The organism is Pseudoroseomonas cervicalis, assembly GCF_030818485.1.
GTDB lineage: Bacteria > Pseudomonadota > Alphaproteobacteria > Acetobacterales > Acetobacteraceae > Pseudoroseomonas > Pseudoroseomonas cervicalis_A.
Genome location: NZ_JAUTAJ010000004.1, coordinates 2,363,120 through 2,384,422 on the forward strand (window position 1 = coordinate 2,363,120; position 21,303 = coordinate 2,384,422).

24 protein-coding genes are annotated in these 21,303 nt (G+C 70.8%); 12 read left to right on the plus strand and 12 right to left on the minus strand.

The genetic code is table 11. The annotated features are described in order from the left end of the window. Positions 1-4: 4 nt before the first annotated feature. The 4 genes from QE401_RS14975 to groES all read right to left on the minus strand — a co-directional run bounded on the left by QE401_RS14975 (position 5) and on the right by groES (position 3,069). Positions 5-553, minus strand: a complete 549-nt coding sequence (locus tag QE401_RS14975) for a DUF2165 family protein (RefSeq protein ID WP_307138970.1) — start codon at positions 551-553, stop codon at positions 5-7. Positions 554-600: 47 nt separating this feature from the next. Beyond that, positions 601-804 carry a cold-shock protein gene (locus QE401_RS14980; protein ID WP_271137093.1) on the minus strand — a complete coding sequence of 68 codons (204 nt, stop codon included), beginning with the start codon at positions 802-804 and terminating at the stop codon, positions 601-603. Between the two features lie 279 nt (positions 805-1,083). After that, positions 1,084-2,727: a chaperonin GroEL gene (gene groL, locus QE401_RS14985; protein ID WP_307138971.1), complete on the minus strand. Its 1,644-nt coding sequence runs from the start codon at positions 2,725-2,727 to the stop codon at positions 1,084-1,086. A 51-nt stretch (positions 2,728-2,778) separates the two neighbouring features. Next, positions 2,779-3,069, minus strand: coding sequence for a co-chaperone GroES (gene groES / locus QE401_RS14990; RefSeq protein ID WP_076958178.1), 291 nt, complete (start codon positions 3,067-3,069; stop codon positions 2,779-2,781). Positions 3,070-3,359: 290 nt separating this feature from the next. Here groES and QE401_RS14995 point away from each other — a divergent pair, with 290 nt between their 5' ends. After that, on the plus strand, positions 3,360-3,635 hold the full coding sequence (locus QE401_RS14995) for an usg protein (RefSeq protein WP_307138972.1): 276 nt from the start codon (positions 3,360-3,362) through the stop codon (positions 3,633-3,635). Positions 3,636-3,664: 29 nt separating this feature from the next. On the opposite strand, the gene QE401_RS15000 is transcribed toward QE401_RS14995, so the two are convergent. Genes QE401_RS15000 through QE401_RS15010 form a run of 3 tightly spaced genes read right to left on the minus strand, consistent with a single transcriptional unit; the run spans position 3,665 to position 6,151 of the window. Then, the gene (locus QE401_RS15000; protein ID WP_307138973.1) at positions 3,665-4,582 is read right to left on the minus strand and encodes an AEC family transporter; all 918 of its coding nucleotides are present in this window, start codon (positions 4,580-4,582) and stop codon (positions 3,665-3,667) included. Between the two features lie 49 nt (positions 4,583-4,631). Beyond that, positions 4,632-5,261 carry a guanylate kinase gene (gmk, locus tag QE401_RS15005; RefSeq protein ID WP_307138974.1) on the minus strand — a complete coding sequence of 210 codons (630 nt, stop codon included), beginning with the start codon at positions 5,259-5,261 and terminating at the stop codon, positions 4,632-4,634. Then, positions 5,258-6,151, minus strand: a complete 894-nt coding sequence (locus tag QE401_RS15010; RefSeq protein ID WP_307138975.1) for a YicC/YloC family endoribonuclease — start codon at positions 6,149-6,151, stop codon at positions 5,258-5,260. Before QE401_RS15010 ends, gmk begins: the two co-directional genes overlap by 4 nt. Positions 6,152-6,190: 39 nt before the next feature. On the opposite strand from QE401_RS15010, the gene QE401_RS15015 reads away from it, so the two are divergent. Then, positions 6,191-6,979 (plus strand): SDR family NAD(P)-dependent oxidoreductase, encoded by a 789-nt coding sequence (locus QE401_RS15015; protein WP_307138976.1) that lies wholly within the window; start codon positions 6,191-6,193, stop codon positions 6,977-6,979. Between the two features lie 144 nt (positions 6,980-7,123). Here the strand turns inward: QE401_RS15015 and mltG are convergent, their stop codons facing one another. The 5 genes from mltG to fabD form a co-directional block, all read right to left on the minus strand. Further along, positions 7,124-8,101, minus strand: coding sequence for an endolytic transglycosylase MltG (gene mltG / locus QE401_RS15020; protein WP_307138977.1), 978 nt, complete (start codon positions 8,099-8,101; stop codon positions 7,124-7,126). A 174-nt stretch (positions 8,102-8,275) separates the two neighbouring features. Continuing rightward, positions 8,276-9,559 (minus strand): beta-ketoacyl-ACP synthase II, encoded by a 1,284-nt coding sequence (gene fabF / locus QE401_RS15025; protein ID WP_307138978.1) that lies wholly within the window; start codon positions 9,557-9,559, stop codon positions 8,276-8,278. 49 nt (positions 9,560-9,608) lie between these two features. Continuing rightward, a complete protein-coding gene (locus tag QE401_RS15030; RefSeq protein ID WP_007003588.1) occupies positions 9,609-9,848 on the minus strand; it encodes an acyl carrier protein in 240 nt (79 codons plus the stop codon). A gap of 181 nt (positions 9,849-10,029) precedes the next feature. Then, the gene (gene fabG, locus QE401_RS15035) at positions 10,030-10,767 is read right to left on the minus strand and encodes a 3-oxoacyl-[acyl-carrier-protein] reductase (RefSeq protein ID WP_307138979.1); all 738 of its coding nucleotides are present in this window, start codon (positions 10,765-10,767) and stop codon (positions 10,030-10,032) included. Positions 10,768-10,779: 12 nt separating this feature from the next. Continuing rightward, positions 10,780-11,736 (minus strand): ACP S-malonyltransferase, encoded by a 957-nt coding sequence (fabD, locus tag QE401_RS15040; RefSeq protein ID WP_307138980.1) that lies wholly within the window; start codon positions 11,734-11,736, stop codon positions 10,780-10,782. A gap of 432 nt (positions 11,737-12,168) precedes the next feature. Here fabD and rpsF point away from each other — a divergent pair, with 432 nt between their 5' ends. The 10 genes from rpsF to QE401_RS15090 all read left to right on the plus strand — a co-directional run bounded on the left by rpsF (position 12,169) and on the right by QE401_RS15090 (position 21,283). Beyond that, on the plus strand, positions 12,169-12,639 hold the full coding sequence (rpsF, locus tag QE401_RS15045; protein WP_307138981.1) for a 30S ribosomal protein S6: 471 nt from the start codon (positions 12,169-12,171) through the stop codon (positions 12,637-12,639). Positions 12,640-12,645: 6 nt separating this feature from the next. Continuing rightward, a complete protein-coding gene (gene rpsR / locus QE401_RS15050; RefSeq protein WP_007003584.1) occupies positions 12,646-12,927 on the plus strand; it encodes a 30S ribosomal protein S18 in 282 nt (93 codons plus the stop codon). Between the two features lie 42 nt (positions 12,928-12,969). Next, positions 12,970-13,899: a hypothetical protein gene (locus tag QE401_RS15055; RefSeq protein ID WP_307138982.1), complete on the plus strand. Its 930-nt coding sequence runs from the start codon at positions 12,970-12,972 to the stop codon at positions 13,897-13,899. Between the two features lie 16 nt (positions 13,900-13,915). After that, entirely contained in the window at positions 13,916-14,485 is a 570-nt protein-coding gene (gene rplI / locus QE401_RS15060) for a 50S ribosomal protein L9 (protein WP_271137082.1), read from the plus strand. A gap of 200 nt (positions 14,486-14,685) precedes the next feature. Further along, positions 14,686-15,957: an SAM-dependent methyltransferase gene (locus QE401_RS15065; protein ID WP_307138983.1), complete on the plus strand. Its 1,272-nt coding sequence runs from the start codon at positions 14,686-14,688 to the stop codon at positions 15,955-15,957. Between the two features lie 93 nt (positions 15,958-16,050). Further along, positions 16,051-17,571 (plus strand): replicative DNA helicase, encoded by a 1,521-nt coding sequence (locus QE401_RS15070; RefSeq protein WP_307138984.1) that lies wholly within the window; start codon positions 16,051-16,053, stop codon positions 17,569-17,571. Further along, positions 17,552-18,652 carry an alanine racemase gene (alr, locus tag QE401_RS15075; protein ID WP_307138985.1) on the plus strand — a complete coding sequence of 367 codons (1,101 nt, stop codon included), beginning with the start codon at positions 17,552-17,554 and terminating at the stop codon, positions 18,650-18,652. The genes QE401_RS15070 and alr overlap by 20 nt, the downstream gene beginning before the upstream one ends. Before the next feature lie 15 nt (positions 18,653-18,667). Continuing rightward, the gene (locus QE401_RS15080; protein ID WP_307138986.1) at positions 18,668-19,453 is read left to right on the plus strand and encodes an MlaE family ABC transporter permease; all 786 of its coding nucleotides are present in this window, start codon (positions 18,668-18,670) and stop codon (positions 19,451-19,453) included. Continuing rightward, complete coding sequence (locus QE401_RS15085) at positions 19,450-20,223, plus strand: ABC transporter ATP-binding protein (protein ID WP_307138987.1); 774 nt, start codon at positions 19,450-19,452, stop codon at positions 20,221-20,223. The genes QE401_RS15080 and QE401_RS15085 overlap by 4 nt, the downstream gene beginning before the upstream one ends. A 223-nt stretch (positions 20,224-20,446) precedes the next feature. Next, positions 20,447-21,283, plus strand: a complete 837-nt coding sequence (locus QE401_RS15090; RefSeq protein WP_307138988.1) for a Hint domain-containing protein — start codon at positions 20,447-20,449, stop codon at positions 21,281-21,283. Positions 21,284-21,303 lie beyond the last annotated feature (20 nt).

Consider the following 21,303-nt stretch of genomic DNA (forward strand, 5'->3'; position numbering starts at 1 on the left):
CGCCTCAGCCTGGCGGCGGTGGCGGCGTGTCCCGCCGCCGCGGCGCGCCGCTGCCGCCGAAGCTCTCCGGCAGCACGACATAGAGGGTGACGAGCAGGATCGTGGTGGTGAAGCGGAAGGCCGCTTCCTGCCCGTTCCAGCTGGCCGATTGCCACATCAGGAACCACTCCCCGCCGATCACCTGGAAGCCCAGGAACCAGACCAGGACGCCGAGCGCCGCGCCGAGCTGCGCCCAGCCCTTGGCCGCGGCGAAGCCCGCGCCGCGCAAGCCCCGCGCCATCAGCAGCGCGGCCATGGCATAGGCCAGGCCGGTCAGCGCCTCGCCCAGGATGATCAGCCCATAGCCCGCATGCCACAGCGCTGGCGCGGTGATGGCGCGGTGGCGCAGCGTGTTGTCGGGGAAGGTCGTGTCCATGCTCAGCACATGCGCCACGAAGGCGAAGTTCGAGCCGTAATCGACCAGATTGTTCCAGGCCACCAGCAGGGCGAAGGCGGCCAGCGCCGCCACCATGGCGAGCTTGGAGAGGCGCGCGAGGAAAAGCGGCAGGGGCATGGAGGAAGCAGGCTCGCTCCGCTGGCCCGCCCCTGTCCGCGTCGGGATCAGAGCGGCTTGAGGTTGGTGGCGGCCGCCTTGCCGCGCTCCATCACCACTTCATAGCTGATCTTCTGGTTCTCGTTCAGCCCCTGCAGGCCCGCCTTCTGCACGGCGGTGATGTGCACGAACACATCCTTGCCGCCATCCTGCGGAACGATGAAGCCGAAGCCCTTGGTCGCGTTGAACCACTTCACGGTGCCGATCGCCATGCGACGGATCCTTCCTGGCGGCGGAGGCCCGAGCGCCCCGCCTGGTGACCTTCCGATCATCCCCGGACGGCTTGTGGGCGATCCGGGTCTCCGGAGGCACGGCAAGGCGAAGGGACGCGGTTGGCTGACGGCAAGTGGGACAGATCGTTACCGTACTGTCAACGCAAACCGACGGATTTCGTGACGATACAGGAACAACGTGACGACAGCGAAAAGGGGCGGCCCTTGCGGACCGCCCCCCATCGTTCTGGCTGGGTGAACCCCGATCCGTGAGACGGATCAGAAATCCATGTCGCCGCCCATGCCACCCATGCCGCCCGGAGCGCCGGCCGGAGCCTTCTTCTCGGGACGCTCGGCGATCATCGCCTCGGTGGTGATCAGCAGCGAGGCGACCGAGGCCGCATCCTGCAGGGCGGTGCGCACGACCTTGGTCGGGTCGATGATGCCGGCCTCGACCAGGTTCTTGTACTCGTCGGCCTGGGCGTCGTAGCCGTACTCGTAGGTGTCCTTGCGGAGCACCTCACCGGCGATCACGGCGCCGTCCTTGCCGGCGTTCTCGGCGATCTGCTTCAGCGGCACCTGGATGGCGCGGCGGACGATCTCGATGCCGACATGCTGGTCGTTGTTGTCGCCCTTGAGGTCGGCGAGCTTCGACGCGGCGCGCAGCAGGGCCACGCCACCACCCGGGACGATGCCTTCCTCGACCGCGGCGCGGGTCGCGTGCAGCGCGTCGTCGACGCGGTCCTTGCGCTCCTTCACCTCGACCTCGGAACCGCCGCCGACGCGGATGACGGCCACGCCGCCAGCCAGCTTCGCCAGGCGCTCCTGCAGCTTCTCACGGTCGTAGTCCGAGGTGGTCTCCTCGATCTGCGCCTTGATCTGCTCGACGCGGCCCTGGATGTCCTCCTTGGAGCCGGCGCCGTCGACGATCGTGGTGTTCTCCTTCTCGATGCGGATGGTCTTGGCCTGGCCAAGCATCTGCAGCGTCACGGTCTCGAGCTTGATGCCGAGATCCTCGGAGATCACCTGGCCACCGGTCAGGATCGCGATGTCCTCGAGCATCGCCTTGCGGCGGTCGCCGAAGCCCGGGGCCTTCACGGCGGCGATCTTCAGGCCACCGCGCAGCTTGTTGACGACCAGGGTCGCCAGCGCCTCGCCCTCGACATCCTCGGCCACGATGACCAGCGGACGGCCGGACTGCACGACGCTCTCCAGCAGCGGCAGCATCGGCTGCAGCTGGGACAGCTTCTTCTCGTGGATCAGGATGTAGGGGTTCTCGAGCTCGGCGATCATCTTCTCCGCATTCGTGATGAAATACGGGGAGACATAGCCGCGGTCGAACTGCATGCCCTCGACGACGTCGAGCTCGGTCTGGATGCCCTTGGCTTCCTCGACCGTGATCACGCCCTCATTGCCGACCTTCTCCATCGCCTCGGCGATCATGGAGCCGATCTCGGCCTCGCCATTGGCGGAGAGGGTGCCGACCTGGGCCACCTCGGCGGAGGTGGTGATCTTCTTGGTCTTGGCCTTCAGCTCCTCGACGATCACGGCCACGGCCTTGTCGACGCCGCGCTTCAGATCCATCGGGTTCATGCCGGCGGCGACCGCCTTCGCACCCTCGCGCACGATGGCCTGGGCCAGCACGGTCGCGGTGGTGGTGCCGTCACCGGCCAGGTCGTTCTGCTTCGAGGCCACTTCGCGCACCATCTGGGCGCCCATGTTCTCGAACTTGTCGGCCAGCTCGATTTCCTTGGCGACCGTCACACCGTCCTTGGTGATGCGCGGCGCGCCGAAGGACTTGTCGATGACGACGTTGCGGCCCTTCGGGCCCAGCGTCACCTTCACGGCGTCGGCCAGGATGTCCACGCCGCGCAGCATGCGCTCGCGGGCGGAGGCGCCGAACTTAACGTCCTTAGCAGCCATGGGAATTACCTCGTCTGTTCTGGTGGAAGGATGGGGTCCGCAGGCCGCGAATTAGGCCGCGATCACGCCCATCAGGTCGGATTCCTTCATGATCAGGAGCTCTTCGCCGCTGATCTTCACTTCGGTGCCCGACCACTTGCCGAACAGCACGCGGTCACCGACCTTGACGTCCAGGGCGACGACGACGCCCTGCTCGTTGCGCGCGCCGGAACCGACGGCGACGATCTCGCCTTCCATCGGCTTTTCCTTGGCGGTGTCGGGGATGATGATGCCACCGGACGTCTTCTCCTCGGCGGTCAGCCGGCGGACGACGACGCGGTCATGCAGGGGACGAAACTTCATGGCCCTCTCCTGACGCCCTTCAAGGCGCATTCAGCGACGGTTGCCTCGGCCGGCGGGCAAGCCCTGTTAGCACTCACCCCCGGCGAGTGCTGACGATCTAGGAAACTCCGCGAAACCCGTCAAGCGCCAAGCAGCACTCTTTGACGATGAGTGCTAAGGCGCTGTTTTCCTGCGGTTTTTCTTGCGGCCCAAAGCCCCCCTCATGGCATGCTGATGACACCGGCCGGGCCAAGCCCCGCCGGATGCCGGGCCGAAGCCACGGCCCGCGCCGAGAACGGAGACGATCGCCCATGCTGCTACGGGATATCGATGCCCTGCTCCGCGCACCGGACTGGCATCTGACGACGGCGGAAATCCTCTACCATCTGCCCGACCATCCGGGCCTGCTGCAGAGCTTCGTGTGGCAGAAGCTGGACCACGCGCCGCGCTTCCCGGAGCTGCACCGCTTCCTCGATTTCTGGCAGCGCGAGATCGAGGGCAAGCTGCACAGCGTGCGCATCGCCTCCGCCGCCCTGACCCAGCCGGCCGAGTTCCGCTACGCCAGCGGCGTGCTCACCCTGCACTGAGAGAAGGCGGAGGGGGCCGCCCGGCCCCCTCAGAGCACCACCAGCAGCACCGCCAGCGTCGCCACCGACAGGATGGTAGACAGCAGCACGGTGGCGCCGGAGCGGTCGGCCCCGGCGGCATAGCGCCGCGCCAGGAAGAAGGCATTGGCGCCCGTCGGCATCGCCGCCGCCAGCACCGCGACCGCGGTGGGCAGCCGCGGCAGGCCGATGCCCCAGGCCACCAGCCAGACCAGCGCCGGCATCAGCAGCAGCTTCAGCGCCGTGCAGAGCAGCGCCGAGGGCCAGTCGCGCCGCGCATCGAAGGCGATCAGGCTGGCCCCCAGGCAGAACAGCGCCACCGGCGGCCCGGCCATGCCGGTCGTCTCCAGGAAGCGCCGCGCCACCCCCGGCAGCTCCAGCCCCGCCTGGTGGATGATGAAGCCCAGCAGCACCGCCATCACGATCGGGTTCTTCAGCACCGACAGGAAGGTGGATTTGGCGATGGCGCCGATCCGCGCGCGCGAGCTGTGCGCGATCTCCCCCACCACCGTGCCGAGCGGCAGCAGGATCAACGAGTGCAGCCCGATGATGGCCAGCAGCTGCGACAGCCCGGCCTGGCCATAGGCGGCCAGCACCAGCGGCACGCCGATCATGCCGGTGTTGCCGAAGGCGGCGTTCAGCGCGAAGGTCCCGCCCTCCGCCAGGCGCATGCGCAGCACCAGCCGCGACAGCAGCAGCGCCAGCGCATAGGCCGCGAGGCAGCCGGTGAAGAAGGCCAGCGCGGTGGCCCCGCCATCCGGATGCGGCGTGGTGGCGCCGGCCAGCAGCAGGCAGGGCATGGCCAGACGGAAGACGAAATCCGTCATGCCGCGCAGCCCCTCCTCCGAGATCCAGCGGCGGCGGGCGGAAACATAGCCGATGCCGATCAGCAGGAAGATCGGCGCCACGACATTCAGCAGCGTGTTCATCGCGATGCACCGGCGGCGGGCGGCGCGAGGTGCGGCGCCGCCGCCACCCTCACGGCCGCAGCAGCCCGTCGACGAAGCCGGGCAGCCAGGGCTGCCGGGCGCGCGCGCTGCGCGCCGCATGGATGATGGCGCGCACCGAATCGACGGTCTCGTGGAAGTCGTGGTTCACCAGGACATGGTCGAAATCGGCCCAGTGGCTGATCTCGTCGCGGGCGGCATGCATGCGGCGGGCAATCTCTTCGGCGGAATCCTGCCCACGGCCATGCAAGCGGCGTTCCAGCTCGGTCAGGCTCGGCGGCAGCAGGAAGACGCTGACCACATCGGCCGGCAGCGCCCGGCGCAGCAGCAGGTGCCCCTGCCAGTCGATGTCGAACATCACGTCGCGGCCTGCGGCCAGGGCCTGCTCCACCGGCGCGCGCGGCGTGCCGTAGCGGCGGCCGAAGACATGGGCGCTCTCCAGCATCTCGCCGGCCGCCTCCATCGCCTCGAACTCCGCCATGCTCTTGAAGAAGTAGTGCACCCCTTCCTGCTCGCCGGGGCGGGCGGCGCGGGTGGTGGCGCTGACCGACAGGCGCAGCTCCTTCTCCCGCTCCAGCAGCGCGCGGCTGACCGAGGATTTGCCGGCGCCCGAAGGGGCGGAGAGGACCAGGCAGATGCCGCGTCGGGAGATCCGGTTCATTCGATGTTCGCCGCCTGCTCGCGCAGCCGCTCGATGGCGGCCTTGAGGTCCAGGGAATGCCGCGTCAGCGCGAGGCTGGCCGATTTGGCGCCCAGCGTATTGGCCTCGCGGCCGAATTCCTGGGCCAGGAATTCCAGCCGCCGCCCCACCGCCTCGCCCGATTCCAGCAGGGCGCGCGCCGCCTCGACATGCGCGCCGAGCCGGTCCAGCTCCTCCCGCACATCGGATTTCTGGGCCAGCAGCGCCACCTCGACGGCCAGCCGCTCCTCCGGCACGCGGTGCTCGCCCTCCAGCAGCTCGGCCAGCGCCGCCGTCAGCCGGGCGCGATGCGCCGCGGGCTGGCTGGCGGCCTCGGCCAGGGCGGCCTCGCGCAGCGCGGCGATCTCGGCCAGCAGCGCGGCCAGGATGGCGTCCAGCTTCGCGCCCTCGGCATCGCGCGACTCGGCCAGCCCCGCCAGGGCCTGGGCATAGGCGGCGGCGAGGGCCGCCTGCTGCGCCTGCTCCTCCTCCTCGGGGGGTGCGGCGGTGGCGCTGCGCAGCACGCCCGGCATGGCCAGCACCGCCTCGGCCCGCGGCGGCGGGCAGCCCGGGATGCGCGCGGCGAGGTCGAGGGCCAGCGCCAGCGCCTGCTCCAGCGCCGCCGGGTCGGGGGTCAGGCGCGGCGCCCGGTCCTCCCGCTTCAGCGTCAGCGTGGCGGAGATGTTGCCGCGCTTGAAGCGCGCCGCCGTCGCCTCGCGCAGCGGCGCCTCCAGCCGGTCGAGGCCGGGGGGCAGGCGCAGCCGCACATCCAGCCCGCGCCCGTTGACGCTGCGCAATTCCCACACGTAACCCGTGCCATCCGGCAGGGTGCCCGCCTGGCGGGCAAATCCGGTCATCGAGGAGAGAGCCATGCCCGGCCTTCTCTTCCCCTCCGCTGCAGGATGCAAGGCATGGCGAACATTCCCTGGCGACGCATCGCCATCACCGGCGCCTCCTCCGGCCTCGGCCGCGCCCTGGCCGCAGCCTGTGCTGCCCCCGGCGTCACGCTGCACCTCGCCGGCCGCGATGCCGGGCGGCTGGAGGCCAGCGCCGAGACCTGCCGCGCCCGTGGCGCCACGGTGGCGGCCAGTGTGCTGGACGTGCGCAATGAGGCCGCCTGCGCCGCCTGGGTCGAAGGCATGGACGGGCTCGACCTGCTGATCGCCAATGCCGGGATCTCCGGTGGCACCGGCGGCGTGGCCGAGCCCGGGCCGCAGGTCCGCGCCATCTTCGACACCAATGTCCAGGGTGTGCTGAACACCGCCCTGCCGGCCCTGGAAAAAATGGCGGGGCAGGCGCCGGGGGCGGATGGGGTGCGCGGGCGGGTCGCCGTCATCGCCTCGGTCGCCGCCTTCGTCGCCGCGCCGGGCGCCGCCGCTTACTGCGCCAGCAAGGCCGCGGTGCAGCGTTGGGCCGAGGCGGCGGACGCCACCGAGCGCCATCGCGGGCTGCGGCTGCACGCCGTCTGCCCGGGCTATGTCCGCACGCCGATGACGGCGGTGAACACCTTCCCCATGCCCTTCATGCTCTCGCCCGAGGAGGCCGCGCGCCGCACCTTCGAGGGAATCCGGCGCGGGCGCACCCGCATCGCCTATCCCTTCCCGACCTATGCCATGGCGCGGCTGGCCGGCGCCCTGCCGCTCTCCTTCCGCGCTTTCGTCGCATCCCGGCTGCCGGCCAAGCCCGTGACCCAGGCTTGAGGGGGCTTTGCCCCCTCAAACTCCCCCGGCAGGGGACAGGGTCCCCTGCACCCGCCATCAGTTGTTGAGCTTAAACAAATGGGTTTCCAAAGGCCTCAGGCCTTTGGTGGGGAGTGAGAGGGGCAAAGCCCCTCTCAAAGCACCTCACTGCGTCGCCGGCTGGCTGCGCTGCCGCTCGATGGCGCGCCAGCGCGCCACGTTGCGGTTGTGCTCCTCCAGCGTGCGGGCGAAGGCGTGGCCGCCGCTGCCATCGGCCACGAAATACAGGTCCTCGGTGGCCATGGGCTGCAGCGTGGCGCGCAGCGAATCGAGCCCCGGGCTGGCGATCGGCCCCGGCGGCAGGCCGCGGATGCGGTAGGTGTTGAAAGGGTGGTCGCGGTCGAGGTCGGCGCGGCTGATCGGCCGCTCCAGCACCCCGCCATCGGCCGCCGCATAGGCGACCGTGGGGTCGGATTGCAGCATCATGCCGCGCTTCAGCCGGTTGATGAACACCCCCGCCACATGGGCGCGCTCCTCCGGCTGGCCGGTCTCGCGCTCGACGATCGAGGCCAGCACCAGCGCCTCCCGGGCGGAGGCCAGCGGCAGCCCCTCGGCGCGCTCCTTCCACAGCCGCTCCAGCGCCTCGCGCATCGCCGTGCCGGCGCGGCGCACGATGGCGGCGCGGCTGTCGCCCCATTGATAGGCATAGGTCTCGGGCAGCAGCTCGCCCTCGCCGAAGGGCGGGGTGTCGCCGGTCAGCCCCTCGGCCTGGCCGATCAGCACTGCCATCTGCTTCGCCGTCAGCCCCTCGGGAATGGTCAGGCGGCGCTGCACCGGCCGCGCCGTGCGCAGCACCGTCAGCACGTCGCGCAGCGAGGCATGGGCGGGAAACAGATACTCGCCGGCACGCAGCGGCCCCTCCTCCCGCGTCAGCCAGACGGCGGCGGGGAAGGCGCGCGGCTCGGCCAGCACGCCGCGCTCGGCCAGCGTGCGGGCGATCTGCTCGGTGCCGCCGCGGGCGATGACGATGGGGGTGGGCTGGGCCAGCGGCCCCGGGGCCAGATACTGCTCGCGCGCCCACCAGGCGCCGCCGGCGCCGGCGAGGATGAGCAGGGCCAGCAGCGCCAGGAGAAGCTTGCGCATCGTCGAGCCTTTGTCAGGGCCTGTGGGGGCCGGGGCAAGGGCCGGGCGGGCCCGGCGCGGCGGGTCTGCCAGTTCCCTCTCCGCCCTGCCCCCTCCGGGGCGGCAGAGATGGGAAGGGCCAGGGGAATTCGCAGCCCTGCGAATCCCCCTGGCCCGGTCACGCTTCCGAAAGGCTCAGGGCGCCTTCTGGAACAGGATGGAGGCGTTGGTGCCGCCGAAGCCGAAGCTGTTCGACAGCGCGATCTCGATCTTGCGCGGCTGCGCCTGCAGCGCCACGCGGTCGATCACGCTCTCCTTCGAGGGCTCGTGCAGGTTCAGCGTGGGCGGGGCCACCTGGTCGCGCAGCGCGAGCACCGAGAAGATGCCCTCCACCGCGCCGGCCGCGCCGAGCAGATGCCCGATCGCCGATTTGGTGGAGGACATGGCCAGGCCCTTGGCGGCATCGCCGAACAGCCGCTCCACCGCCTCCAGCTCCAGATCGTCGCCGAGCGGCGTCGAGGTGCCGTGGGCGTTGACGTACTGGATCTGCTCCGGGGTGATGCCGGCATCCCGCAGCGCCGCCTTCATGGCGCGGTAGGCACCGTCATGGCCCTCGGCCGGGGCGGTGATGTGGTAGGCATCGCCCGACATGCCGTAGCCCAGCACCTCGGCATAGATCTTGGCGCCGCGCTGCTTGGCGTGCTCGTACTCCTCGAGCACGAGAACACCGGCGCCCTCGCCCATGACGAAGCCGTCGCGCCCGGCATCCCAGGGGCGGGAGCCCTCGGTCGGCCGGTCGTTGAAGCCGGTGGACAGGGCGCGGGCGGCGCAGAAGCCGGCCATGCCGATGTCGCAGATCGCGGCTTCCGCGCCGCCGGCCACCATCACATCGGCATCGCCGAGCGCGATGAGCCGCGCCGCGTCGCCCAGCGCATGCACGCCGGTCGCGCAGGCCGTCACCACCGCGTGGTTCGGGCCCTTGAAGCCGTAGCGGATCGAGACATGGCCGGAGGCCAGGTTGATCAGCGCGGAGGGGATGAAGAAGGGCGACAGGCGGCGCGCCTTGCCCTGCGCCACCAGCTGGGCGTTCTCGGCGATCGCCGGCAGGCCGCCGATGCCGGAGCCGATCATCACGCCGGTGGCGTGCCGGTCGGCGTCCGATTCGGGCACCCAGCCGGAATCCTCGACCGCCTCCACCGCCGCCACAAGGGCGAGCTGGATGAAGCGGTCCATCTTCTTCTGGTCCTTGACCGGGATCCACTCGTTGAAGTCGAGCTTCCCCTCGGCCTTGGTCCCGGCAGGCACCTCGCCGGCGATCCGCGCCGGCAGGTCCTTGGCATCGAACAGGGTAATCGGGCCGATGCCGCTTTCACCCGCCAGCATCCGCTGCCACACATTCGCGACGCCGACGCCAAGCGGGCAGGCAATGCCCATCCCGGTGACGACGACGCGGCGCGGCGTCGTCAGAGAACCGAACACGCGTTATCTCCCCAAGGGCGCACGCAAAGGGTGGCGCGGATGGAAGGCCTCAGGCGGCCTTCTGCGCCTCGATGTAGTCGATCGCGTCCTTGACGGTCGTGATCTTCTCGGCGGCATCGTCCGGGATCTCGACACCGAAGGCCTCTTCGAAGGCCATCACCAGCTCGACCGTGTCGAGGCTGTCGGCGCCCAGGTCGTCGATGAAGGAGGCGGTTTCGGTCACCTTGGCCTCCTCGACGCCGAGGTGCTCGACAACGATCTTCTTCACCTTCTCGGCGGTATCGCTCATCGCCCGAGTCTCTCCTGCTTGCAGACGCTTGCCGGCTGCCCTGCCGGGGACGATCCCCGGCCTCAGACCGCGCGGCATTAACATGGAAGCCGGCCGGGGAACAGGTTTCCCGGAAGGGTCACGCGGCGGGGATTGCCCCGCGCCGCCGCTCCCCCACGGGTCCCTGCCCGGCCGACGCGCTTCAGGTCATCGCCATCCCGCCATTGACGTGGAGGGTCGCGCCCGTCACCCAACCGGCCTCGTCCGATGCCAGATAGGCAACGGACGCGGCAATGTCATCGGCCTCGCCCATCCGGCCGAGGGGGATCCGCTCCATCAGCCGCGACTTCTGCTGCTCGTTCAGCGCATCGGTCATCGGCGTGCGGATGAAGCCCGGGGCCACCACGTTCACCGTGATGCCGCGGCTCGCCAGCTCCTGCGCCAGCGACTTGCTCATGCCGATCAGCCCGGCCTTGGCGGCGGCGTAGTTCGCCTGCCCCGGATTGCCGGTGGTGCCCACGATCGAGGCGATCGAGACGATGCGGCCCGAGCGGCGCTTCATCATCCCGCGCATCGCGGCGCGCGCCAGGCGGAAGGGGGCGGAGAGATCCACCTCCAGCACATCCGCCCAGTCCTTGTCGGACATGCGCATCGCCAGCCCGTCGCGGGTGAAGCCGGCATTGTTGACCAGGATGTCGAGCCGGCCGAGCTCGGCCTCCACCTTGTCGACCAGCGCCTGGGGCGCGGCCGGGTCGGAGAGGTTGGCGGGCGCCACCAGCGCGCCCTCGCCCAGCTCGGCCGCCAGCTCGGCCAGCACCGATTCGCGGGTGCCGGAAAGCGCGACCTTGGCGCCCTGCCGGTGCAGGGTGCGGGCGATGGCGGCGCCGATGCCACCCGTGGCGCCGGTCACCAGCGCCACCTTGCCGTCCAGTCGGAACATCCGCGCCTCTCCTCAGAGCGTCTTCAGGAAGGCCTCGATCTCGGCGGGGGAGCCCACCGACATCGCCTGGGCCTCGGGGGCGAGGCGCTTCATCAGCCCGCTCAGCACCTTGCCGGCGCCGATCTCGATGAAGCGCTCGCAGCCCAGCTCGCGCATCGTGCCGATGCATTCGCGCCAGCGCACCGTGCCGGTCACCTGGCGCACCAGCAGCTCGCGGATCTCGGAGGGCTCGGTCGCCTTGGCGGCGGTGACATTGGCCACCACCGGCACCAGCGGCGGGCGCAGCTCGGCCAGCGCCAGCGCCTCGGCCATGGCATCCGCCGCCGGCGCCATCAGCGCGCAATGGAAGGGGGCAGAGACCGGCAGCAGCATGGCGCGCTTGATGCCGGCTTCCTTGGCCAGCGCCACCGCGCGCTCCACCGCGCCGCGATGGCCGGAGATCACCACCTGGCCGCCGCCATTGTCATTGGCGGCCTCGACCACCTCATGGCCGCCCTCGGGCGCCAGGGCGGCGCGCTCGCAGATCTCCTGCGCCTGGGCCATCTCGGCGCCGAGCAGCGCCGCCATGGCGCCCTGGCCGGCCGGCACCGCCTTCTGCATCGCCTCGCCGCGCAGCCGCAGCAGGCGCGCGGCCGTCGCCACGTCGAAGCTCTGCGCCGCCGCCAGCGCGCTGTATTCGCCGAGGCTGTGGCCGGCGACGACCGCGACCTTCGCCTTCAGGTCGAAGCCGCCTTCCTGCTCCAGCACCCGCATCACCGCCAGGCTCATGGCCATCAGCGCCGGCTGGGCGTTGGCGGTCAGCGTCAGCTCCTCGATCGGGCCTTCGAACATCAGGCGCGAGAGGTTCTGCTTCAGCGTCTCGTCCACCGCCTCGAACACCTCGCGCGCGGGGGCGAAGGCCTCGGCCAGCTCGCGGCCCATGCCGACGGCCTGGCTGCCCTGGCCGGGGAAGACGAAGGCGATCGACATGGTGGTGCCGGCTTTCCTCGATGATGCGGCGGCCCTGGGGCGGACCTTCTGCGCTGGTGCGGTCCTGCCCGGGCGCCGATGGGGCGTCTCTGAGGGTCGGCGGGGTAACGGTCGGGAAACACCCTGTCAACGCCGGAGCGTGCCGGGCACCCCGCCGGAGCGCGCCGGCGGGCCTCCGGCATCGCCGCAGCCGCCGCCAGGAGGGGGCCGGGCGGCGCCGCGCCACACCCCTCCCGCGCCCCGGCCCGCAGCCCCCGCCGCGGGCCGCCCCGCCTGCGGCGCATGGCCTTTTCCCTTGCCGCCCCCCGGAAAATATGGTTCTAGCCGCGCTCCCCTGCCGGGCGCGTGAGGCATCGCGCCCGGCTATGCCCGTTTGCACTGCCTGACATGGGTCAGGACCAGGCCGGGCTGAGACAGCCACAGGGAGATCCCATGCCGCTGTACGAGACCGTGCTGATCGCACGCAACGACCTGACGCAGGCGCAGGTCGAGGCCATCGCCGACCAGGTCACCTCCGTCATCACCGAAGCCGGCGGCGAGGTGAAGAAGCGCGAGTACTGGGGCCTGCGTGGCCTGGCCTACCGCATCAAGAAGAACCGCAAGGGGCACTACATGCTCCTCGGCATCGACTGCCCCGTGGCGGCCGAGCAGGAGGTCGCGCGTCAGCTCGGCCTCAACGAGGACGTGCTGCGCCACATGACGCTGCGCATCGAGGCGATCGACGAGGCCCCCTCGGCGATCCTGGCCAAGCGTGGCGACGATCGCGAGCGCGATCGCGGCTTCCGCGGCCCGCGCCCGGCCGCCGGCCGCTTCTCGTCGGGCCGCCGCGAGCGGAACGACGACCGTGAAGAGTATCGCGCCCGTCCGCGTGACGAGGCCGAAACCGCTGGCGGCGAGGAGTAATCGATCATGTCCGACACCAACACCGACGTGAACATCGCCGCCCGCCGCCCCGCCGTGGGCGCCCGCCGGCCGTTCTACCGCCGCCGCAAGTCCTGCCCCTTCTCCGGCCCGAACGCGCCGAAGATCGACTACAAGGACGTGCGCCTGCTCTCCCGCTTCCTGAGCGAGCGCGGCAAGATCGTCCCCTCCCGGATCACCGCCGTGTCGGGGAAGAAGCAGCGCGAGCTGGCCAACGCCATCAAGCGCGCCCGCTTCCTGGCCCTGCTGCCCTACGTCATCAACGACTGACGGCAGCGGACGGGATCAGGACCTGAGACCAGGACCGGCATCGTGGCAACCGGAACCCCCCGGAACGGCCTGACCGAGGACCCCCGCCTGCTGGCGGGCGTCGCGGCCGGGCTCGTCTCCGCCCTCACCGCCCTGGCCGCCTTCCGCGGCCTGCCGGGCGGCATGGGGCTGTTCTGGCTGTCGCCGCTGCCGCTGTTCCTGGCCGGATTGGGCTTCGGCAAATTCGCCGCCGGCCTGGCCGTGGCGATCGGCGGCGTCGCGCTGCTGCTGACCACGCCGGGCCTGCTGCCGCTGCTGTTCTGGCTGGCCCTCTATGGCGGGCCGGTGCTGCTGCTGCTGGCCATCGGCCTGCGGCAGGAGCCGGATGGCACGGCAAGGCTGGCGCTCGGCCCGTCGCTGGCGGTGCTGGGTCTCTGGCCGGCCGCGATGCTGCTGCTGGCCTCCTTCGCCGCCGGCGAAGGCGGGCTGGAGGGCATGCTGCGCGGCGCGGTGGAGACCGGCATGGCCCGCATGGGCGCCGAGGCCTCCGAGGCGATCCTGCAGCAGATCATCCGGCTGCAGGCGGCGGCGCTGTCGCTCTGGACCGCGCTGGTGCTGGTGGCCAATGCCGCCGGCGCGCAGGGTTTCCTGCTGCGCCGCGGCCTGGCCCTGGCGCCGGCCCCGGCCTGGCGCGCGGCGCGGCTGCCCGGCTGGTATCCGGCGCTGCCGGGCCTGGCGGGTGTGCTGTGGTGGATCGCCGAACCCTCGGCCGAGCTGCTGCCGCTGTCGCTCTGCCTGGTGCTGGCGGTGCCGCTGGTGCTGCAGGGCCTGGCCGCGATGCACACGCGTCTGGCGGGCTTCTCGGCCCGGCTGCCGCTGCTGATCCTGCTCTACGTCCTGATTCTCGTCTTCAGCCTGCCGGGCGCCCTGATCCTTGTGGCGCTCGGCCTCCTCGAACAGTACGGGCGCCGCAACCCGCCCGCCAACATGTGAGATCGGGGTTACACCGATGATCGAAGTCATCCTGATGCAGCGGGTCGACAAGCTCGGCCAGATGGGCGAGGTCGTGAAGGTCCGCCCTGGCTACGCCCGCAATTTCCTCCTGCCCAAGGGCAAGGCGATCCGCGCCAACAAGGACAACCTGGCGCGCTTCGAGCGTGAGCGGGTGCAGCTCGAGGCGCTGAACCTGAAGCGCCGCGAGGAAGCCGAGCGCATCGCCGAGCGGATGGACGGCCTGTCCGTCGTCATCATCCGCCAGGCGGGCGAGTCGGGCGGCCTGTACGGCTCCGTCTCCAGCCGCGACATCGCCGATGCCGCCAAGGAGGCCGGCCTGACCGTGGCGCGCAACCAGATCCTGCTGGAGCAGCCGATCAAGACGCTGGGCGTGACCCAGGTGAAGGTCGAGCTGCACCCGGAGGTGCTGCTGCCGATTTCCGTCAACGTCGCCCGTTCGGTCGAAGAGGCCGAGAAGCAGGCGCGTGGCGAGGATCTGCGCGCCGAGCAGCAGGCCGAGGAGGAGAGCCTGGAGGCCGAGCTGGCCGCCGAGCTGTCCGAGCTGGGCGCCGCGACGGAGGAGTGATCCCTCCCCTTCCCCTCGGGGAAGGCCGGGCACGGAACAGGGCGTCCCCCGCGCGGGGGGCGCCCTTTTTCGTGGCCGGGCGGCCACGTGCCACAAAAACTTCATGACCAAACCGTAAAGACCATGCCGCCCGCTTGAATGGACAGCCCTGCCGACCCAACCCAACCTGCATCGGCTGTGCAGAAGGAAGGGTTCGGACGATGCTGTTCGACCGGGTTCTGTCCCGCATGATCCGGCGCGGGACGCTGACGGTGCGCTACCCCGATGGCCAATGCCGCGTCTATCGCGGCGCCGAGGGCCCCGCCGCGGGGCTCGACATCCGCAGCCGCCGCGCCGAATGGCGGCTGGTGACCAATCCGGGCCTGGCCTTCGGCGAGGGCTATATGAGCGGCGAGCTGGCGCCGCTCGACTGCTCGCTCTACGCGCTGATGGACCTGCTGGTGCTCAACCTGATGGACACCGGCCATCCGGGCGAGGCGGTGATGGAGAAGCTGCGCTGGCTGCGCCGGCATCTCGACCAGCTGAACCCCGCCCCGCGCTCGCGCCGCAACGTGGCGCATCACTACGACCTGAATGGCCGGCTCTACGCCCTCTTCCTCGACCGCGACCGGCAATATTCCTGCGCCTATTTCCCGACCGGGCAGGAGAGTCTGGAGGAGGCGCAGGAGGCCAAGAAGCGCCACATCGCCGCCAAGCTGCGGCTGGACCGGCCGGATCTCGAGGTGCTCGACATCGGCTGCGGCTGGGGCGGCATGGCGCTGCACCTGGCGCGCGAGCATGGCGCGCGCGTCACCGGCATCACGCTGTCCACCGAGCAGCTGGAGGTGGCGCGCGCCCGGGCCGAGGAGGCGGGGCTGGCCGGGCGCGTGCGCTTCGAGCTGATGGATTACCGCGACTGGGCGCGGCCGGTGGACCGCATCGTCTCGGTCGGCATGTTCGAGCATGTCGGGATCGACCATTACCGCCGCTTCTTCCGCACGCTGCGCGGCGCGCTGAAGGAGGATGGCGTGGCGCTGGTGCACGCCATCGGCCGCAGCGACGGGCCGGGCAGCACCAATCCCTGGATCGCCAAATACATCTTCCCCGGCGGCTATTCCCCGGCCCTGTCGGAGGTGCTGCCGGCGGTGGAGAAATCCGGCCTGTGGGTGACCGATATCGAGATCCTGCGGCTGCATTACGCGCAAACCATCGCGCATTGGCGGCGCCGCTTCGCCGCCAACCGGGATGCGATCCAGAGCCTCTATGACGAGCGCTTCTGCCGCATGTTCGAATTCTACCTGATCGGCTCCGAGCTGGCCTTCCGGCGCATGGGGCATATGAACTGGCAGCTGCAGCTGACCCGCAAGGTCGACACCCTGCCGCTCACCCGCGACTACATGGCCGAGGCCGAGGCCAGGGGGCTTCGCCCCCTGGACCCCCACCAAGAACCTGAGGTTCTTGGATCTCCCATCCGTCTGGAGCGACCCGACTGAAGGCGGGGTCCGGGGGGACCCTGTCCCCCCGGCGGGGCCGGGGGCGGAGCCCCCGCTGTTCCCCCGGCGCCCCCGCCGGGCTAGACTGCCGCCATGAACAGCCTACCCCAGCCCGGCGAGACCCTGATCGGCCTGTCCCAGCGCCTGCCGCCGGCGAATCTGGAAGCCGAGCAGGCGCTGCTCGGCGCGCTCCTGGCCAACAACAAGGCCTATGAGCGGGTCTCCGAATTCCTGGCGCCGGAGCATTTCGCCGATGCCGTGCATGGTCGCATCTTTGCCGCCATCCAGCGCCGCATCGAGGCGGGGCAGCTGGCCGATGCGGTGACTTTGCGCGCCGAGTTCGAGCATTCCGGCCTGCTCGACGAGGTCGGCGGCGCCGCCTATCTGGCGCGGCTGCTCTCGGCCATGGTCGGCATCATCAATGCCGGCGAATACGGCAAGGTCATCCACGACTGCTGGATGCGTCGGCAGCTGATCGATCTCGGCGAGACGGTGGTCAACCGCGCCTTCGGCGCCGAGGCCGAGCTGGATGCGCGCGAGCAGCTGGAAGCCGCCGAGCAGTCGCTGTTCGACCTGGCCAAGGATGGCGGCTCGGAGGGCGGCTTCGTCACCTTCGGCCGGGCGCTGACCGAGGCGGTGAACATGGCCGAGAAGGCCTTCACCAGCGGCGGCGGCGTCTCCGGCCTGCCCTCCGGCCTGCGCGACCTGGATGCCAAGACCGGCGGGCTGCATCCCTCGGACCTCGTCATCCTCGCCGGCCGTCCGGGCATGGGCAAGACGGCGCTGGCCACCAAGATCGCCTTCGGCGCCGCCAAGTCGCTGCTGCGCGAGGCGGAGGACCAGGGCGGCCCCGGCACCGTGCCGAAGGGCGGCTGCGCCATCTTCTCCCTCGAAATGAGCGCCGACCAGCTGGCCACGCGTCTGCTGTCGGAGGAGAGCCGCATCTCCGGCGACCGCATCCGCCGCGGCGAGATCCAGCAGCGCGATTTCGACAAATTCGTCGAGGTCAGCCGCGAGCTGGCCAGCCTGCCGCTGTTCATCGACGACACGCCGGCCATCACCATCTCGGCGCTGCGCACCCGCTGCCGGCGCCTGAAGCGCACCCGCGGCCTCAGCCTGATCGTGGTCGACTATCTGCAGCTGATGCGCCCCGCCGCCGGCAGCAAGCCGGAGAACCGGGTGCAGGAGATCAGCCAGATCACCCAGGGGCTGAAGGCCATCGCCAAGGAGCTGGCGGTGCCGGTGATCGCGCTGTCGCAGCTCTCCCGCCAGGTGGAGAATCGCGAGGACAAGCGCCCGCAGCTGGCCGACCTTCGCGAATCCGGCTCGATCGAGCAGGACGCCGACATGGTGATGTTCGTCTATCGCGACGACTACTACCTGAAGATGCGTGAGCCGAAGCAGACCGACCACGACAATCTGGAGAAGTTCGAGGCCGCGCACAGCGCCTGGCGGGACCGGATGGAGAAGGCCTACAACCGCGCCGACCTGATCGTCGCCAAGCAGCGCCACGGCCCCACCGGCACCATCCCGCTCTTCTTCGAGGCGGAGTTCACCCGCTTCGGCGACCTCGACATCGTGCATGGGGATGCGCATGGCGGCAGCGATTACTGAGGCCTCTCGCCCGGCGGAGGCCCGGCCGCTGGCCGCCTTCGAGGCGGAGCTGCTGGTCGATCTCGGCGCCATCACCGCCAATTGGCGCGACCTGGCTGCCCGCCACGCCACCGGCCCGGTGGCCGGGGTGGTGAAGGCGGATGGCTATGGCCTCGGCGCCGCGCCGGTGGCGCAGGCGCTGGCGGAGGCCGGCTGCCGGCATTTCTTCGTGGCGCAATTCGCCGAAGGCCTGGCGCTGCGCCGGGCGCTCGGCCCCGGGCCGATGATCGCGGTCCTCGGCGGCTTCCCGCCCGGCGCGGATGAGGGCGCCGGCCTGACCCCGGTGCTGAACGCGCCCGAGGATGTGGCGGAGGCGCGCGCCGCGAACCGGCGCGGCGCCATCCTGCATGTCGACACCGGCATGGAGCGGCTCGGGCTGAACGCCGCCGAGCTGGCGGCGGCGGGGGACCTGTCGGACCTCGGCCTGCGCTATGTGATGACCCATCTGGCCTGCGCCGACGAGCCGGGCCATGCGCTGACGCCCGAGCAGGCGCGGCGCTTCGCCGATGTGCGGGCCGCCCTGCCCGGCCTGCCGGCCAGCTTCGCCAATTCCGCCGGCATGTTCCTCGGCGACGAGTTCGCCTCCGACCTCGCCCGCCCCGGCTGCGCGCTCTACGGCATCAACCCGACCCCCGGCCGGCCCAACCCGATGCGGCAGGTGCTGCGGCTGACGGTGCCGGTCCTGCAGCTGCGCGAGGTGCCGGCCGGCACCAGCGTCGGCTATGGCGCCAGCTGGGTTGCAAAGCGTGCCAGCCGGATCGCCACCATTGCAGCGGGCTATGCCGATGGCTATCTGCGAGTCCTGTCCAGCCAGGGTGTCGCCACCCTGCATGGGCAGGATGTGCAACTGGTGGGGCGGGTGTCGATGGATCTGATCACCCTGGACGTGACCGACGCCCCCGAATGCCGCCCGGGCGACCGGGTGGAGCTGATCGGCCCGCGGCAGACGCCGGATGCGGTGGCGGCGCTGGCCGGCACCATCGGCTATGAGATCCTGACGTCCCTCGGCGCCCGCTACCGGCGGCGCTACCTCCCGGCATGAAGCGGTAGCCGCGATTTGAACCTGATCCTGAACGCCCTGGCGGCCATTGGCCGCGGCGTGCTCGGCGCCTGCCGTGCCGCCGGCGCCATCACCCTGTTCGCGCTGGAAGCCGTCTCGCATCTGGTGCGGCCGCCCTTCTATCCGCGGCTGTTCCTGCGCAGCTTCGTCGAGATCGGCTATTTCTCCCTGCCGGTGGTGTCGCTGACGGCGGTCTTCACCGGCATGGTGCTGGCGCTGCAATCCTATTCCGGCTTCTCCCGCTTCGGGGCCGAGAGCGCCATCGCCAATGTCGTGGTGCTGTCCATCACGCGCGAGCTGGGGCCGGTGCTGGCGGGGCTGATGGTAGCGGGCCGCATCGGCGCCGCCTTCGCCGCCGAGATCGGCACGATGCGCGTGACCGACCAGATCGACGCGCTGACCACCCTGTCCACCAACCCGATGAAGTATCTGGTGGCGCCGCGCCTGCTGGCCGGCACCATCGCCATGCCGCTGCTGGTGGTGGTGGCCGACATCCTGGGCGTCATGGGCGGCTGGCTGATCGGCACCGCGCAGCTCGGCTTCTCCTCGGCCTCCTACCTGACCTCCACGCTGAATTTCGTGCAGCCGATGGATGTCATCTCCGGCCTGGTGAAGGCGGCGGTGTTCGGCTTCACCATCACGCTGATGGGCTGCTACCACGGCTACAACAGCCGCGGCGGCGCGCAGGGCGTGGGCGCCGCCACCACCAGCGCGGTGGTCGCCTCCTCCATCCTGATCCTCGCACTGGACTATGTGCTGACGGCGATGTTCTTCGGCTCATGAGCGGCACCCCGAAAATCCGCCTGCGCGGCCTGACCAAGCGCTTCGGCGCCAAGACGGTGCTGGATGGTGTCGATCTCGACATCGCCGCCGGCCAGGGCATGGTGATCCTGGGCGGCTCCGGCTCCGGCAAATCGGTCACCATCAAATGCATCCTCGGCCTGATCACGCCGGATGCCGGCACGATCGAGATCGATGGGCGCGACGTGCTCACCATGCCGCGGCGCGAGCGCGAGGCGCTGAACGACCGCACCGGCATGCTGTTCCAGAATGGCGCGCTGTTCGACAGCCTGCCGGTCTGGGAGAATGTCTGCTTCAAGCTGCTGGCGCAGAAGCGCATCAGCCGCGCCCGCGCGCGCGACAAGGCGGCGGAGGTCCTGGCCCAGGTGGGCCTCGCCGCCAGCGTGGGCGACCTCTCCCCCTCGGAGCTCTCGGGCGGCATGCAGAAGCGCGTGGGCCTGGCCCGCGCCATCGCCGCCGAGCCGGAGATCATCTTCTTCGACGAGCCGACCACCGGCCTGGACCCGATCATGGGCGCGGTGATCGACGGGCTGATCGTCGATTGCGTGCAGCGCCTGGGCGCCACGGCCGTGTCGATCACCCATGACATGGCCAGCGCCCGGCGCATCGGCGAGACGGCGGCGATGCTGCACAAGGGCCGCATGGTCTGGACCGGCCCGGCGGCGGCGCTCGGCCACACCGGCAACCCGATGGTCGACCAGTTCGCCAATGGCGAGCGCGAGGGGCCGATCACCATGGAGCTGCGGAAGTAGCGCCTGGCGGGCGGGGGTCCGGGCTGGCAGGCCGGCCAGGATCCTTCCCGCCTTCGGCGCCGCGCTGCCCGGGCCCTGGCCCGCAAGGCCGCTCCGCCCCGGGCCGGACGCGGCCGCCTCCCCGGGGCGGGGGGTTAATTCCGAGTTAACAGAAGCGAGAGCATGACGGTCCGGCGGCCCCGCAAGGGGCGGCTTCTGATCCATCGGTACCGGAGTGCCTCGCATGGCCATCCTCTCCTTCGCCCACGGCTATGCCGTCTGGGGGACCTCGACCGCCGGCAATGGCGGCAGCGTCAGCGGCGTCACCATCGACACCGGCGACGCGACCGTGCTGGAGCAGGGCGATACCTTCGCCCTGAACTATGGTGCGGGCGAGCAGACCTGGGTGTTCAGCTACGCCTCCGATGACGGCTTCGTCGCCTACACCGAGGGTTTCCCCAGCAACACCTACCTGTTCACCAACAACACCTACGCGCCCAACACCCCGGTCGCGAATGAAGGCAGCAGCTTCGTCACCTGCTTCCTGGAGGGCACCCGCATCGCCACCCCGGCGGGCGAGGTGCCGGTCGAATCGCTGGCCATCGGCGAGCAGGTGACGACCCTGGATGGCAGCGCGCGCCCGGTGCGCTGGATCGGCCGCCGCACCATCGCCACCCGCTTCGCCGATCCGCGCCGCCAGCTGCCGATGCGCATCGCCGCCGGCGCGCTGGGGCAGGGCCTGCCGAAGCGCGATCTGCTGGTCTCCCCCGACCATGCGCTGCTGCTGGACGGGCTGCTGGTGCAGGCCGGCGCGCTGATCGGCCAGCCCGGCATCGCCACCGCCTATGACCTGCCCGACCGCGTCACCTATTACCACATCGAGCTGGAGGACCACGCCCTGGTCCTGGCCGAGGGCGCGGCGGCCGAGACCTTCGTCGACAACGCCACCCGCCAGAGCTTCGACAATTATGACGAGTTCCTGGCCCTCTATGGCGAGGCCCCGGCGCCGACCGGCGAGATCGACCTGCCGCGGGTGAAGAGCGCGCGGCAGCTGCCGGCCCGCTGGCGCCACGCCGCCTGAGGCGGCGTGAGGTCAAGCAT